This window comes from Buchnera aphidicola (Cinara laricifoliae) (assembly GCF_900698945.1).
Classification (GTDB): domain Bacteria; phylum Pseudomonadota; class Gammaproteobacteria; order Enterobacterales; family Enterobacteriaceae; genus Buchnera_F; species Buchnera_F aphidicola_AC.
In genome coordinates this window covers 271,079-287,649 of the sequence record NZ_LR217717.1, presented here as the reverse complement: position 1 = coordinate 287,649, position 16,571 = coordinate 271,079, and the positions used below count along the sequence as shown (strand labels likewise).

Genomic DNA, 16,571 nt, shown 5'->3' with positions numbered 1-16,571 from the left:
TGTTAATATATAACAATTAATTGTTATATATAACAATTAATACTAATAAATAATTTTTTAATTTATTGATATATGTAAGACACTTTTTTTTAAAAAAAAATAGATACATTTAATCATATTATATACAAAATGATATAATATTTTTATGTCAAATTAATTAATATATTTAAAAATATAATTTATTTATATGATAAATATTTAAATTTTTTATAGACAAAATAATTACTTCTGATATATATATAAGTAATTATTTATTAATACATTTATTTAGATATAAAAATTTTTATATATAAAATTTTATTTTAGTATATTATTGTATATATACAATAATAAAAATATGATTTTTAGATGATTAAATATACAAATATTTATATTAATGAAGTATATTATAATCAATACTGTAATAATATATACGGTGTTTTATATGCATTTTTTTTTATTAATTATTTTTATTGTTATTTCTTTTTTATTAATTACTACTATTATATTTCAGTATAGTTCAGAAAATAATTTATCTGCTAATACTAATGATTATTCATCTCAATTGTTTACTGAACATTCAAAAAGTTATGTAATTATATATATAATATTAGTGTTGATAACTCTATTTTTTATAGTGAGTTTACTATTATGTAGGTTTAGTATGTGGACGACTAGTAGTTTACATATATAATTATTGATAAATAATTTTTATTACATCCTATAAACTGAAGTAATTAAAATATTTTAAATGATAATAATAATATTTTTATTTTTTTATTTTTAATTATTTTTATTTATTATTATGAATTCACAAATTGTATTGATATAAAAAATTTTAGCCGAAGTGGTGAAATAGGTATACACGCTATCTTGAGGAGGTAGTACTTGACTAAAATAAGTATGCGGGTTCGAGTCCCGTCTTCGGCATAAATTATGTTTTTTTTCTTTTTAAATTTTTATATTATATTTATTTGTATTACAGTAATTATTTAATATTTTAACTCCGAACAACTCGGAATTTTTTATTATAAATGTTTTACATATATACTAATATTGATTAATAATATTTACTATAAAAACTATTAAATATGATTAAAATTAACTTTATACATAAAATATTATTGTTTATTTGGATTAATAAAATTTATTTTCTTTTGAATTGTTTATTTAGTTGAATATATCCATTTTTAATTTAAGGATAACTGATATGAACAAAGAAATATTGTTTGTAGTAGATGCTGTTTCACATGAAAAATCTATTCCAAGAGAAAAAATTTTTGAAGCATTAGAAAGCGCTTTGGCTATTGCCACTAAAAAAAAATATGATCAAGATATTAATATTAGAGTATGTATAAATCGAAAAAATGGTAGTTTTAATACATATCGGAGATGGTTAGTAGTAAATATTGTATCTAATCCGACTAAAGAAATTACATTAGAAGCAGCTCGTTTTGAAGATAAAACGATACAATTACATGATTATATGGAAGACTGCATTGATTCGGTAACTTTCGATCGTATTGCTACTCAGATTGCAAAACAAGTAATTATACAAAAAGTAAGAGAAGCTGAACGAGAAATTAGTATTAATCAGTTCCATAAAAAAAAAGGTCATATTATTGCAGGAATAGTTAAAACAATTAGTAGAGATTGTGTTATTTTAGATGTCGGTAATAATATTGAAGGTATAATTATGAGAGAGGACATGCTTCCTAGAGAAAATTTTAGAATTAATGATAGAGTACGCGGTTTGTTGTATAATATTTCTAATGAAACTCGTGGTGCTCAATTATTTATGAGTCGATCTAGGTCTGATATGTTAATTGAACTATTTCGTATTGAAGTACCTGAAATCGGAGAAAAATTAATTGAAATTAAAGCTATTGCTCGTGATCCTGGATCAAGATCCAAGATAGCTGTTACAACATATGATGGTAGAATTGATCCTGTAGGAGCATGTGTAGGTATGAGAGGAGCTCGAGTACAGGCAGTTTCTAGTGAATTATGTGGAGAAAGAATTGATGTAATTTTATGGGATAATAATCCAGAAAAATTTGTAATTAATTCTATGTCTCCTGCTGATGTGTCATCAATTATTTTAGATAATGATACTCATACTATTAATATATCCGTTAAGTCATGTAATTTAGCTCAAGCAATTGGAAGAAACGGACAAAATGTTCGTTTAGCATCACAATTAACTGGATGGGAGCTAAATATTATGACTTCAAATGATTTTAAAAAACCTAACAAATTAGAAAAAAATGAATTTTTTCAGGTTTTTAGAAATCAATTAAATCTTACTGATAATGATATTTCAGCGTTAGTTAGTGCTGGATTTTCTTCAATACAAGCTATTGCTAATGCATCCATACATACGTTATTATCTATTACAGGCATTAAAAATGATGTAATATTGAATGTACAGCAAAAAGCGATGTTTATATTAAAAGGTAATCCAGAAAAGTTAGTTAAAAATTTTAATAATAATTATATAGATTCAGAATTATTAGAGTTAAAGTATATTAATGATATTGTGATTCAAAAATTAATAGAAAAAAAGATATATACGTTGGAACATCTTGCTGAACAAAGTATTGATGATTTGAATGATATTGCGGCGCTAACATCTACACAAGCCGGTAAATTAATCATGGAAGCTCGAAACATTTGTTGGTTTCATGAAAATAAATAATATGGAGTATAAAGTATGAAATCTATCATGAATATAATTATGAATATTTTAAAAAATATTAAATTATTTTTTAAGAAATTTATGTAATATTTGGTTAAATCAGAATATTATATATTATTAATATTTTAATTATTATTTGTTAAAAAATTTATATATACACTGTATATAATACATAAATTAATAATAGTATAAATAATTATGTAAAATAATATTATTTAAAATATTAGAAATAAAATTTATAATATATGTGTATATATATTATTTTGATAAATTTTTATAATATTAATTTTTAATTGAATGTACTTTTAAAATAAAAGAGATAATTTTACCAGTGAAATCTAAAAAAATAAGAGATAAACATGACAATAAAGTATTAACGAGTAAAAAAAATAATCCTAAATTTATAACGCAGTTAAGCGATAAAAAAATAAATAATATTAAGGATACATATATTAGTAGTATAACAAATAATTATACTGATAATAAAAAATCTAATAAATTTATTAAAAATAAAAAAATTAAAAAAAAAAATAATGTATTTTCAACAAAAGGACTTGAAAATAGATTTTTAAATTATAAAAAAAAAAATAAATCGTGTTTAATAAAAAATTCTATTTTGCATCAAAAATTTAATAAACCTACTAAAATTTTAAATAAAACAATTAGTATAGGAAATACTATATCAGTATTAGAATTATCTAATAAAATAGCAGTTAAGCGTTCTATAATTATTAAAATGTTACTTAATTTAGGGATTTCGGTAACATCTAATACAATGCTAGATAAAGATACAGCACAATTAATAATAGAGGAAATGGGTCATAAAGTAAACATATATCAAGATAATATATTAGAGCTGTCTTTGATGAAAGATCGTGATTTTGGAGATGGTATACAAAAAATTAGGCCGCCTGTTGTTACTTTACTAGGGCATGTAGATCATGGAAAAACATCATTATTAGATTATATTCGATCTACTAAAGTAGTGTCTAAAGAATCGGGAGGTATTACACAATATATTGGTGCGTATCATGTTAAAACATCTCATGGTGTTATTACATTTCTAGATACTCCAGGTCATGCTGCTTTTACTGCAATGAGAGCAAGAGGTACTAAAATTACTGATATAGTAGTTTTAGTAGTAGCAGCAGATGATGGAGTTATGCCTCAAACTATAGAAGCTATTCAACATGCTAAAAATTCCGATGTACCTATAATAGTAGCTATTAATAAAATTGACAAAACAGAATCTAATGTAAATAAAATTAAAAAAGAATTAATGAAGTATTCTATTATTTCTGAAGAATTTGGTGGAGAAAATATATTTGTATTAGTTTCAGCCAAAACAGGTTTTGGTATTGATAATTTATTATCTGCGATTTTATTGCAAGCGGAAATATTGGAATTAAAATCAGTACATACTGGAATGGCTAAAGGAATAGTGGTTGAGTCTTTTTTGGATGCTCAACGAGGACCTGTAGCTACAATTTTAATTAACGAAGGAACTTTACATATACACGACATAGTTATTTGTGGAGTAGAATATGGTAAAATTAAACTACTTAGAAATGAATTTTGTCAAAATGTTTCTTTAGCTGGACCATCACTTCCAATAGAAGTGTTTGGTTTGTCTGGTGTTCCTAAAACAGGTGACGAATTAGTTGTTGTACGTAATGAAAAAAAAGCTAGAGAATTATCATTATATCGAAAAATAAAATATCGAGATATTAAGTTATCAAATAAAAGAAAATTTGATATGAATAATTTATTTGATCAAATTAATACAAAAAAAATATCTGATTTAAATATTATTTTAAAAACAGATACACAAGGTTCTTTAGAAGTGATATTAGATTCTTTAAATCTAATATCTGATAAAGTTATTAAAATTAATATTATTATGTCGGGTATAGGTTCAATCACAGAAACAGATGCTCATTTAAGTATTACTACTACATCTATTTTAATAGGATTTAATGTTCGCGCAGATATTTCTGCAAGAAAAGTTATAGAATCAGAAAATTTAAATATTCGATATTATTCAGTAATATATAATTTAATTAATGATATTAAAGCTGTTATGTCTGGCTTATTAATGCCCGTTAATAAACAAAAAATAATTGGATTAGCAGAAGTTAGAAGTATATTCAAAGCACCTAAATTTGGTTTAGTAGCAGGATGTATGGTAAAAGAAGGAATTATTAAAAAAGATAATCCGATACGGGTGTTACGAAATAATATTGTTATTTTTGAAGGAGAATTAGAATCTTTACGTCGTTTTAAAGAAGATGTTACAGAAGTACGTAATGGTATTGAGTGTGGAATTGGAGTAAAAAATTATAATGATATTTGTATAGGAGATATGATTGAAGTATTTCAATTTTTGAAATAAATAATTTTTTATATCTAAATTATATAATAAGGGTTTTTTGATATTATTTTATATTTTAGTATTTATTATTTTTGGAAAATAATATGTTAAAAAATTTTAGTCGATCAATACGATTAGAGCGTATTTTACATAAAGAGATTGCTATAATAATTCAAAGACGTTTACGAGATCCAAGATTAAATTTTTTGATTACAATATTAGAGGTAAAATTATCTTCTGATCTAAGTTATGCTAAAATATTTTTTACATGCTTAAATTATCAAGATAATAATCGTATTAAATTGATATTAAATATTTTACAAAAAGCAGAAGGATTTATTCGTTCGCTTATTAATAAAAATTTATTGTTACGTGTTATCCCTAAATTATGTTTTATTCATGATACATCTTATATTGCAGGAATATTTGTTTCTAATTTGATTAATAAGATTAAATTCAAATAATTTTTAATATGTAGTACAAGATCTTATATATTTAGGTTTTAAAATGGCTTATCAAAATAATAAAAATAATTCTGGAATATTATTACTAGATAAACCAAAAGGTATTTCATCTAATTGTGCGTTGCAGCACGTTAAAAAAATTTTTTGTGCTTCTAAAACTGGATATACTGGTTCATTAGATCCATTAGCTACTGGTGTTTTACCTATCTTATTTGGTAATGCAACAAAATTTTCAAAATATTTAACAAATTCAGTAAAAAAATATCATGTAATTGCAAAATTAGGTGTAGTTACAGCTACTGGAGATTTATCAAGTGAAGTAATATACACAAATTCAGTTTATGTAAAAACAAATGATATTATTAATATTTTAAATAAATTTATTGGTAAAATAAAACAAATTCCACCTATGTTTTCAGCCATTAAATATTATGGGATTCCATTATATAGGTATGCTCGATTAGGGATTGTTATATCCCGTTATCCAAGAACAGTTATTATTTATCAATTAAATTTTATTAAGAGAGTTGATAAATTTTTAGAATTTACGGTTTTATGTTCAAAAGGAACATATATTCGTAGTTTAGTATATGATATCGGTAAGTTTTTAAAGTGTGGTGCACATGTTGTTTTTTTACGTCGTTTGAAAGTTGGACCATATGATTCATCGCAGTTAGTAAATTTAACAAATTTATATTTTATTGAAAATAAAAGTATAAAACAAACATATCGTTTTTATAAATATAAAATGCTAAAAACATTTTTATTACCTGTTAGTTCTATATTTTCACAATATCCTAAAATAAAATTATTTAATGAAGATGTAAATAATTTTAAAAAAAATTTGTGTATATCTTTATTTTTATTTTCTAAAAATGGTTTAGTACAAGTTGTAGCTGGTATAAATAATATGTTTTTAGGGGTTGGACAAATAAATAAGTTAGGATTATTAATTCCAGAATGCATTTTATAAAATTAGCTGTAATCAATTATAACATTAATATATTTAATTTTTTATTTTTGACAAATTAATATGTAGGAATTTTTATGTTGAAAAATACATTAGTAATAAAAGATTTAATTTTAAAATACGGAAAATCATATAGTAATAGTGGTAATTCATCAGTACAAATTGCGTTATTAACATGGAAAATAAATTATTTACAAAAACATTTTATTTTACATCGAAATGATCATTGTGGTCGTAAGGGTTTATTAAAACTAGTTTCTCGACGTAGAAAATTATTAGATTATATTAAGTCTCATCAGCATCGACACTATCTTTTTTTAATTAAAGATCTTAGTTTACGCTATTAATATTTTATAAAATAGTTTTTTATGGTATTAAAAATTATTAAAAATATAGTATAATTTATTTATAGAAAAGGGCTATTATAGCTCTTTTTTATGTATTTATATATTTTATTAAAAATATAATTTTAATTGTTTTTAAAAAAAAAATATTTTATATTTCATTGTTTTTATTAATATATAAATATTTTTTAAATTATTTTTATTTAAGGATATTAATTTTGTTAAAACCAATTATACATAAATTTAAATATGGTCAGCATTCTATTATTTTAGAAACAGGAGTAATTGCTCGGCAAGCTACTGCTTCAGTTTTAGCTAGTATGGACGAGACTACAGTACTTGTGACTATAGTTAGTGGTGCTCCTATATTGTCTGGACAAAAATTTTTTCCTTTAATTGTAAATTACCAAGAACGTACTTATGCTGCAGGTAGAATTCCGGGTGGTTTTTTTCGCCGAGAAGGACGTCCTAGCGAAAATGAGATTTTAATTTCTCGATTAATTGATAGACCAATACGTCCATTATTTCCTAAAGATTTTTTAAATGAAGTTCAGATTATTGCAACAGTTATTTCAGTAAATCCTCAAATTAATCCTGATATAATTTCTATTATTGGTGTATCGGCTGCGTTATGTTTATCTGGTTTACCTTTTTTAGGACCGATAGGGGTTGCGCGAGTAGGATTTTTAGATAATCAATATATTTTAAACCCGTCAATAGAAAAAATTAAAGATAGTTGTTTAGATTTAGTAGTATCGGGAACCAAAAGTACTATTTTAATGGTTGAAGCTGAGGCTAATATTTTATCTGAAGAAGAGATTTTAAATGCTATTCTATTTGGACATGAAAATCAAAAATTGTTAATTGATAATATTTATTGTTTTTCTGAAAAAGCAAATAAAATTCCTAATATTAGTTATGATATATATACTGCTGACACTGTTTTATATAATTTAGTTTCTAAAAGAGTTAAAAAAGATATTGAATCTGCATATCGTATTTTTACAAAAAAAGAGAGATTAAATAAGTTAAATGAAATTAAACAAAAATTAATCATAGATTTGTTAAATTACGATAATCTACTAACTAGTTCTAAAATTGAAGAAATTATTTATTTATTAGAACGTAATATTGTTCGTAAACGTATCTTAAAAGGTAAATTGAGAATTGATGGGCGTACGAATGATGAGATTAGACCAATTGATGTACGAACAGGAATTCTTCCTCGAGTTCATGGATCTGCTTTATTTACTAGAGGAGAAACACAAGCTTTAGTTTCTGCTACCTTAGGAACTTCTAGAGATGCTCAAAATTTGGATGATTTATTAGGAGATAGGACTGATAATTTTTTATTTCATTATAATTTTCCTCCATATTCTGTTGGTGAAATTGGAATAGTCGGATCACCAAAACGAAGAGAAATTGGTCATGGGAAACTTGCTAAACGTAGTTTTTTAGCTGTTATGCCGAATATTGAAGAATTTCCATATACTATTCGTTTAGTTTCTGAAATAACTGAATCTAATGGTTCGTCTTCTATGGCTTCTGTATGTGGTGCTTCTTTAGCTTTAATGGATGCTGGAGTTCCTATTAAGTCAGCTGTTGCTGGAATTGCCATGGGTTTGATAAAAGAACAACATTCTTATATGATTTTATCAGATATTTTAGGAGATGAAGATTATTTAGGAGACATGGATTTTAAAGTAGCTGGTAGTAGAATAGGTATTACTGCTTTACAGATGGATATAAAAATTTCTGGTATTACTAGTGATATTATTAAAGCTGCATTATATCAAGCAAAATCTGCAAGATTAAAGATTTTAGATATTATGGAAACCACTTTACATATTCCTAGAAGTGATATTTCAAAATTTGCTCCTAGAATATACACTATGAAGATTAATCCGGAAAAAATAAAAGATGTCATCGGTAAAGGCGGTTCTATTATTAGGATGTTGACCGAAGAAACAGGTACAGTTATTGAGATTAAAGATGACGGAATGGTAAAAATTTCAGCTACAGCAGGAGATAAAGCTAAACACGCTATCCGTAGAATTAAAGAGATTACTGAAGATATTACAATTGGAAAAATTTATTCTGGTAGAGTAACACGTATTTTAGATTTTGGAGCCTTTGTTTCTATTGGTTTTGGTAGAGAAGGTTTAATACATATTTCACAAATTTCACATAAAAGAGTAGATAAAGTGATTGATTATTTAAAAATTGATCAAGTTATTTCTGTCAAAGTATTGGAAGTAGATCGACAAGGTCGTATTCGATTAAGTATGAAAGATACTAATTTATTAGATAAATTATAAAAATTACATTTTATTTTTATAATTTATATTGACTATCTTATTTTTAGTATTTATTGTATAATAAATTTTTATTATTTTATTTATAAAAATTAAATATTTTAATATTTATATTTTTTATTAAAAAATCTATTATTTTTTTAAAAAATTATATACATGCAATTTAGCCTGTTCATACTCTTTAATGAAAATGTAAAAAATTTTCATCATGAGTTATGTAGTAGACTAGGCATGGTTGTAACATAAAGAGGCTTATACTCTGCATGACTCAAATTTATCATTCTTTTTCTATTTTTGGACTTAATCCTGTTTTATTAAAATCTCTAAAAAAACTAGGATATATAAAACCTTCACCGATTCAATCTACTTGTATTCCTTATTTATTATCTGGTAAGGATGTTTTAGGTATGGCTCAGACAGGTAGCGGTAAAACAGCTGCTTTTGCGTTACCGTTATTACATAATGTTGATATTTCTTTAAAATCTCCTCAAATTTTAGTTTTAGTGCCAACCCGAGAATTAGCTATACAAGTAGCAAAAGCTTTTTTTGATTTTTCCCAATATCTCATTGGAACACAAGTTGTAGCGTTATATGGTGGTCAAAAATATGAAATTCAATTACAAGCACTAAGAAAAGGTCCTCAAATTATTGTAGGAACACCTGGTCGATTATTAGATCATTTAAAAAGAGGTACTTTAAATTTAATACAGTTAAATAGTTTAGTTTTGGATGAAGCAGATGAAATGTTACGTATGGGTTTTATAGAAGATGTAGAGCATATTATGTCAAAAATTCCTAAAAAACATCAAACTGCATTATTTTCTGCTACAATGCCTAACATGATTCGCAGAATATCTCAACGTTTTATGAATTCTCCTAAAGAAGTTAAAATACAGTCTACTGGTATAACACGTCCTGATATACAACAAAGTTATTGGGTAGTGCGTGGAAAAAAAACTGATGCTTTAATTCGATTTTTAGAGGTTGAAGATTTTTCTGCTACTATTATTTTTGTACGTACTAAAAGTGCTACTTTAGAGGTAGCAGAAACATTAGAAAAACATGGATATAATAGTGCGGCATTAAATGGTGATATGAATCAATTGTTAAGAGAACAAACGTTAGAACGATTAAAAACAGGAAAATTAGACATATTAATTGCTACAGATGTTGCTGCGCGAGGATTAGATGTAGATCGTATTAGTTTTGTTATTAATTATGATATTCCAATGGATGCAGAATCATACGTACATCGTATTGGTCGTACAGGTCGAGCAGGTCGAACAGGTCGAGCATTATTATTTGTAGAATATCGTGAACGTAGATTATTACGTAATATTGAACGAATCATAAAACACTCTATTCGAGAAATAGAATTACCAAAATCTGAACTTGTAGCGCAATGTCGATTAAAAGTTATTTCAGAAAAAATACAAAATCAATTGGATAGTTATGATTTAGAACCATATAAATTATTATTACATAAGTTAAACTTAAAAGATGGTTTAGATTTTGAAAAATTATCAGCAGCATTACTAAAGTTAGTGCAAGGAGAACGTCCATTAATTATACCACCTGATAAAAAATATTCATTTATATCTTTTAAAAATAATCCTTCATTTACAATGAATAATAGAAAAAAATATATAACTAATAAAACATATTCCAATTCTCGTTTTATCCAAGATAACAAAAGATCAGATAATATGACAATATGTCGCATTGAAGTTGGTCGTAATGATGGTGTAGAAGTTCGTCATATCGTAGGAGCTATTGCTAATGAAGGGGATATTAGTAGTCGATTAATCGGAAATATTCGATTATTTACTAATTATTCTACAGTTGAATTACCGAAAAGTCACTCTAAGCGATTACTGATTTGTTTATTACGTACACGTATTTTAAATAAACCGATTAACATTAAATTAATAACACAGTCTGGATTTCGTGATAATAAAAAAAATTTTATATCTCGAAATCGTCAAAATTATAAAAAAAATAATACTTAATATTTCAGTATTACAATAAAGTTTATTTAATTGTTGATTAATATATTAATTTTATGCCACGAAGTGGCATATTTTTATTATATATTATGTAGATGCTATTGCTTCAATTTCTATATATACTTTTTTAGGTAATTCTAATACACCAATGCATGATCGTGTTGGATATATTGTAGTATATTTGTCAAAAAACTTTTTATAATATAAATTAATTTCTTTTAATTTATCTATTTTGGTTGTAAAAATAGTAGTTTTAATAATATTTACGATACTTAATTGATTTTCTTCTAATAATATTCTAAGATTATTTAATACTAAATTTGTTTGTTCAGATAAATATTTTGGTATAGTTCCAGTATTTTGATTTATTGGAATTTGTCCAGAAATAAAAAATAAATTGTTTATTTTTAAAATAGGTGAATATGGTCCAAATATTTTTTTAGATACATTTTTTTTTTTTAACATATAAGACTCAATTTTAGTTTATAAAAATTAAATTATAGTTTTTTTTATACAAAAATATGATTGAAATTATTATTATTAAATAATTTATCATAAATATTTTTATTAAAAAATTTTTTCTTCTGATAAACACGATACTAATAATGCTTTAATTGTATGTAATCGATTTTCGGATTGTCGAAAACTTAGATTTATATTAGAATTAAAAATATCATCGGTAATTTCTAATCCATTATTAAATTTAAATTTATTATGTAATTGTAATCCTATTAAAGACTTTTTATTATGTAGCGCAGGTAGACAATGTAATATTTTAATATTAGGATTATTAGATATATTTAACATTTTTTTATTTACTTGATATGGATATAATTCTTCTATTCTTTTTTTCCACATGTCATCACTTTCTCCTAGTGACACCCATACATCTGTATAAATTAAGTCAACATTTTTCACACCTTCTATAATTTTATCGGTATAAATAATATTTTTCCGTTTATTATACAAAGAATATTTTTTATTTAAAAAATTTTTTTTAGGCCAATATGATTCAGGAGAAACAATATTTAATTTAAAATTTATTATATTTGCTGCTTCAATTAATGAATTAGCGATATTATTTTGAGCATCTCCTACATATGCACAGTGAATTTTTTTTAATGGTTTTTCAGGAAAAGTTTCTATTATTGTAAATAAATCCGCTAAAATTTGAGTAGGATGAAATTTATCTGTTAAACCGTTCCATATAGGTATTTTTGAATATTTCTTAAGGTTTTCAAGTATTGTATCGTTATAACCTCTATATTGAATGCCGTCATACATTGTTCCTAACACTTTAGCAGAATCTTCAATGGATTCCTTATATCCAATATGTGTGTCATTAGGTCCTATATATGTAGTATGTGCTCCTTGATCATATGCAGCAACTTCAAAAGCACATCTGGTTCTAGTAGATTGTTTTTCAAAAATTAATGCTATATTTTTTCCTTTTATATATTTTTTTTCTTTTTTATTATGTTTATTTTTTTTTAAAAATTTTGATAGTTTCATCAAATAAAATATTTCTTCGTATGTAAAATCTGATAATTTGAGACAACTTTTTTGATATAATGTTTTCATATAAATTCTCATATATATAAATTGGTTTTTAGTTAATGAAATTAAATTTTTATATATAATTATGTTTTATATTAATTTTTTAATAAATTCTTCATACAGTAAATATATATAAAAAAATAAGATGATAATTAATTTTTTAAAAATAATTAATTATCAAGATATTAATCATTAATTAGTTATGAATAAAAATATATTTTGTTAATAGTGATTATTACTATATTGATATATATATGCATTTAATATGCATTTTATGTATTTTTATAAAAATATATTTTTAATAAATTAATTAATTTTAATATGATTTAACTTATTAAGTTATACTGAAATTTAATTGATAATAATAAAGTTATGTTTTACAATATATATCATTTTATGATTTTATCATGTTGGTTACATATAATTTATATGTTTTAAATTAACAAGAACAATAATCATATTTATATATTATAAAATATATAATGAATAAAATAATTTATTTTATTCATTTTCATAAATAATTATCTTGTTTAAAAATAATAATGATTATTATGTTTGTATAATTATTTTATTTTTTAAATCAATATAAATAATTTTATATATATAAAATATATAAAATAAATTTAGTTAAATATTATTTTAATAACATTAATATTAATATTATAATCTAATTTATTAAATTATATCTATTATGATAAATTATTTTAATATGTAAAGATATTATTAATAATATTATCTTTGATAATTTTTATAAAAATAAAATTATATTTTTAATATGAGTAGTATTAATAATCATATTAACATATTTTTATATGTCAAATATATATAAAAATCCATTTTGATTATAAATTTAAAATTAAAGAATATAATGATATAAATTATGTTAAACAAATAAATCAATATAATTAAACAAAAATAATGAATAAAAATTTTGATTTTACTTTAATAGAGAAAAAAGTACAAAAAATTTGGAAAAAAAATAAACTTTATTGTCATCAAAATAATGATGTTAAAAATAATAATTTTTGTATTATGGTCCCACCGCCAAATATAACTGGATATTTACATATGGGCCACGCGTTTCAACAGACTATTATGGATGTTTTAATACGATATTATCGTATGTCTGGTAAAAATACTTTATTACAGATGGGTACTGATCATGCAGGTATTGCAACACAAATGGTTGTTGAACGGCGTTTATTAAAAAAAGAAGGAAAAAATAAAAATTCATATTCTAGAAAAGAATTTATTAGTAAAATTTTTGATTGGAAAAAAAAATCTGAATCTATTATGTTTAATCAAATTAAACGATTAGGTCATTTAATTAATTGGAAAAAAGTTCGTTTTACATTAGATTCTGATTTTTCTATAGCAGTTAAAAAAGTTTTTATTATGTTATATAAAGATGGATTAATTTATAGAAATAAAAAATTAATATATTGGGATTCAAAATTTCAGACTGTCGTTTCTGATTTAGAAGTAGAAAACCGTATTGGAAATAATACAATGTGGTATATTGAGTATTTTTTAATATATGATTGTAATCATATTAAATTTACTGATAAAAAAAGCGTAGTAATTGCTACAACTCGACCTGAAACTTTATTGGGAGATACAGCATTAGCTGTACATCCTGATGATATTAGATACAAAAAATATATTGGGTGTTTTGTTAAAGTTCCTTTGATAAATCGAATAATTCCTATTATTGGCGATGTATCTATTGATATGTCCAAAGGAACAGGATGCATGAAAGTAACTCCAGCGCATGATTTTAATGATTATAATATTGGTCAACGTAATAAATTACCAATGATCGATATTTTTACAAAAGATGGTAAAATATTAAATAAATTAAATGTTTTTGATTATAATGGAAAAAAAATAAAAATATTTGATTGTTTTGTTCCGAAAGATTTTCGGTCTCTTGATCGCTTTATTGTACGTAAAAAAATTTTGTTAATATTAAAAAAAATAGGATTATTAAAAAAATCTGTTATTTGTAAAAATAGTATTCCGTATGGAGATAGAAGTGGTGTAATTTTAGAACCTAAATTAACAAATCAATGGTACTTAAGTACTAAATTATTATCTATTACAGCGATTAATGCAGTAAAAGAAAAAAAAATTGTTTTTGTGCCTAAACAATATACAAACATGTTTTTATCATGGATGAATAATATTCAAGATTGGTGTATTTCTCGTCAATTATGGTGGGGACATCAAATTCCAGTATGGTATGATTTACAAGATAATATTTATGTAGGAGAAAATGAAGAATCTATTCGAAAAGAATATTCTTTAAATAAAGATATCATGCTTAATCAAGATCCAGATGTATTAGACACTTGGTTTTCTTCAAGTTTATGGACATTTGCTGGTTTGGGTTGGCCTATTAATAACAAAAAATTATCTATGTTTCATCCTACTGATATTTTAGTTTGTGGTTTTGATATCATTTTTTTTTGGATTGCTCGAATGATTATGATAACTATGCATATTGTAAAGGATAAATATGGAAATCCACAAATTCCTTTTAAAAAAGTGTATTTTACAGGATTAATACGAGATGAAGATGGCCGTAAAATGTCTAAATCTTATGGTAATGTATTGGATCCTTTAGATATGATTGATGGAATTAGTTTAAAAGAATTAATTAAAAAAAGAACAAAAAATTTAATTCACAATAAAACATCTGAAATAGTTAAATTAAATACTATAAAAAATTTTCCAAATGGAATTTGCGTTCATAGTGTTGATGCAGTAAGATATAATTTTATATCTTTAGCTACTACTAGTAGAAACATTAATTGGAATATGAATCGTTTAAAAGGATATCAAAATTTTTGTAATAAAATATGGCATGCTAGTCGTTTTGTAATAAAAAATATAAAAAATAATATATTTTTAAAAAAAAATATTTCTACCCTTTTACTAGATCAATGGATTTATATTAAGTTAAATAATGTTATTAAAAAATATCATTGTTTTTTAAAGTTATTTAGATTTGATCGTTTATCGGTATTATTATATAAATTTATATGGAATATATTTTGCGATCAATATTTAGAAATGATAAAACCAATTTTACAATTGGGTTTAGATTATGAAAAAAATCAAATTAAAAATACTTTATTGTATGTATTAAGTTCATTGTTGTTGATAACACATCCTATTATGCCATTTATTACGACATATATTTGGAATATTGTATATAAATTAAATATAGAACTTAATTCTAATATTTTTTTAAATAAATTTCCACAATATAATATTATGTTTTGTAATAAGTATATTATTAAATTCATGTCGTGGTTTAAGAAAATTATTTCTATTTTGCGTTGTATTAGAGTAGATACAAAAGTTAAACATACAAAATTATTAAAAGTATATTTAAAAAATATTTCTATAAATCAAAGGGTTTTTTTATATGAAAATAATGTTTTATTAAAAAAAATTGCTTATTTAGATTGTTTGATTGAAATTACAGATTTAGATGATTGTTCTTCTTATATCATGCGAGTTATTGATAATACAGAAATATTTATTTTAATTGATTCACATTTAAATATTAATATAGAATTAAACCGAATTAATAAAAAAATTATATCAATTAATAAAAAAATTAAAAAAATTAAATTTTTATTATTAAATAAAGATTTTTTAATCAAGGCACCGTCATGTTTTATATTAGAAAAAAAATCATTATTGATTAGTCTTGAAAATTCTTTAAAAAATATTATTAATCAGAAAAAAGATTATTTAAAAATCTCGTAATAATAAAAATTATTAAATTTTAAAAATAAATTTATTATATGGATTTATTATTTATTTTTATAAATTATTTTTATAATAATTAATGTT

Annotated in this window: 10 protein-coding genes, 1 tRNA gene and 1 pseudogene; 10 read left to right on the top strand and 2 right to left on the bottom strand. The window is 23.1% G+C overall.

All coding sequences use genetic code 11. From position 1 onward, the window contains the following. The first annotated feature begins 424 nt into the window (after positions 1-424). The 9 genes and pseudogenes from secG (at position 425) to BUCILAFE3058_RS01175 (ending at position 11,150) form a co-directional block, all read left to right on the top strand. Positions 425-673: a preprotein translocase subunit SecG gene (secG, locus tag BUCILAFE3058_RS01215; RefSeq protein ID WP_172598721.1), complete on the top strand. Its 249-nt coding sequence runs from the start codon at positions 425-427 to the stop codon at positions 671-673. A 147-nt stretch (positions 674-820) separates the two neighbouring features. Then, positions 821-909, top strand: a tRNA-Leu gene (locus tag BUCILAFE3058_RS01210). A 280-nt stretch (positions 910-1,189) separates the two neighbouring features. Then, entirely contained in the window at positions 1,190-2,677 is a 1,488-nt protein-coding gene (gene nusA, locus BUCILAFE3058_RS01205) for a transcription termination factor NusA (RefSeq protein WP_154061576.1), read from the top strand. Between the two features lie 478 nt (positions 2,678-3,155). Beyond that, positions 3,156-5,069: pseudogene (infB, locus tag BUCILAFE3058_RS01200) on the top strand (translation initiation factor IF-2); the annotation flags it as partial. 83 nt (positions 5,070-5,152) lie between these two features. Continuing rightward, positions 5,153-5,512 carry a 30S ribosome-binding factor RbfA gene (gene rbfA, locus BUCILAFE3058_RS01195; protein ID WP_154061574.1) on the top strand — a complete coding sequence of 120 codons (360 nt, stop codon included), beginning with the start codon at positions 5,153-5,155 and terminating at the stop codon, positions 5,510-5,512. A gap of 43 nt (positions 5,513-5,555) precedes the next feature. Continuing rightward, entirely contained in the window at positions 5,556-6,485 is a 930-nt protein-coding gene (truB, locus tag BUCILAFE3058_RS01190; protein WP_154061573.1) for a tRNA pseudouridine(55) synthase TruB, read from the top strand. Positions 6,486-6,559: 74 nt separating this feature from the next. After that, the gene (gene rpsO / locus BUCILAFE3058_RS01185; protein WP_154061572.1) at positions 6,560-6,829 is read left to right on the top strand and encodes a 30S ribosomal protein S15; all 270 of its coding nucleotides are present in this window, start codon (positions 6,560-6,562) and stop codon (positions 6,827-6,829) included. 215 nt (positions 6,830-7,044) lie between these two features. Further along, the gene (pnp, locus tag BUCILAFE3058_RS01180) at positions 7,045-9,144 is read left to right on the top strand and encodes a polyribonucleotide nucleotidyltransferase (protein ID WP_154061571.1); all 2,100 of its coding nucleotides are present in this window, start codon (positions 7,045-7,047) and stop codon (positions 9,142-9,144) included. A gap of 260 nt (positions 9,145-9,404) precedes the next feature. Beyond that, entirely contained in the window at positions 9,405-11,150 is a 1,746-nt protein-coding gene (locus BUCILAFE3058_RS01175) for a DEAD/DEAH box helicase (protein WP_154061570.1), read from the top strand. Between the two features lie 84 nt (positions 11,151-11,234). On the opposite strand, the gene BUCILAFE3058_RS01170 is transcribed toward BUCILAFE3058_RS01175, so the two are convergent. Continuing rightward, positions 11,235-11,612 carry a Rid family detoxifying hydrolase gene (locus tag BUCILAFE3058_RS01170; RefSeq protein ID WP_154061569.1) on the bottom strand — a complete coding sequence of 126 codons (378 nt, stop codon included), beginning with the start codon at positions 11,610-11,612 and terminating at the stop codon, positions 11,235-11,237. 102 nt (positions 11,613-11,714) lie between these two features. Further along, positions 11,715-12,728, bottom strand: coding sequence for an ornithine carbamoyltransferase (argF, locus tag BUCILAFE3058_RS01165; RefSeq protein WP_154061568.1), 1,014 nt, complete (start codon positions 12,726-12,728; stop codon positions 11,715-11,717). An 894-nt stretch (positions 12,729-13,622) separates the two neighbouring features. Here argF and BUCILAFE3058_RS01160 point away from each other — a divergent pair. Then, complete coding sequence (locus BUCILAFE3058_RS01160) at positions 13,623-16,484, top strand: valine--tRNA ligase (RefSeq protein WP_154061567.1); 2,862 nt, start codon at positions 13,623-13,625, stop codon at positions 16,482-16,484. Positions 16,485-16,571 lie beyond the last annotated feature (87 nt).

Excerpts from the sequence above, each read along its gene's own strand:
- secG (WP_172598721.1), top strand. The coding sequence starts at position 425 with ATGCATTTTTTTTTATTAATTATTTTTATTGTTATTTCTTTTTTATTA.
- nusA (WP_154061576.1), top strand. The coding sequence starts at position 1,190 with ATGAACAAAGAAATATTGTTTGTAGTAGATGCTGTTTCACATGAAAAA.
- rbfA (WP_154061574.1), top strand. The coding sequence starts at position 5,153 with ATGTTAAAAAATTTTAGTCGATCAATACGATTAGAGCGTATTTTACAT.
- truB (WP_154061573.1), top strand. The coding sequence starts at position 5,556 with ATGGCTTATCAAAATAATAAAAATAATTCTGGAATATTATTACTAGAT.
- rpsO (WP_154061572.1), top strand. The coding sequence starts at position 6,560 with ATGTTGAAAAATACATTAGTAATAAAAGATTTAATTTTAAAATACGGA.
- BUCILAFE3058_RS01175 (WP_154061570.1), top strand. The coding sequence starts at position 9,405 with ATGACTCAAATTTATCATTCTTTTTCTATTTTTGGACTTAATCCTGTT.
- BUCILAFE3058_RS01170 (WP_154061569.1), bottom strand. The coding sequence starts at position 11,612 with ATGTTAAAAAAAAAAAATGTATCTAAAAAAATATTTGGACCATATTCA.
- argF (WP_154061568.1), bottom strand. The coding sequence starts at position 12,728 with ATGAAAACATTATATCAAAAAAGTTGTCTCAAATTATCAGATTTTACA.
- BUCILAFE3058_RS01160 (WP_154061567.1), top strand. The coding sequence starts at position 13,623 with ATGAATAAAAATTTTGATTTTACTTTAATAGAGAAAAAAGTACAAAAA.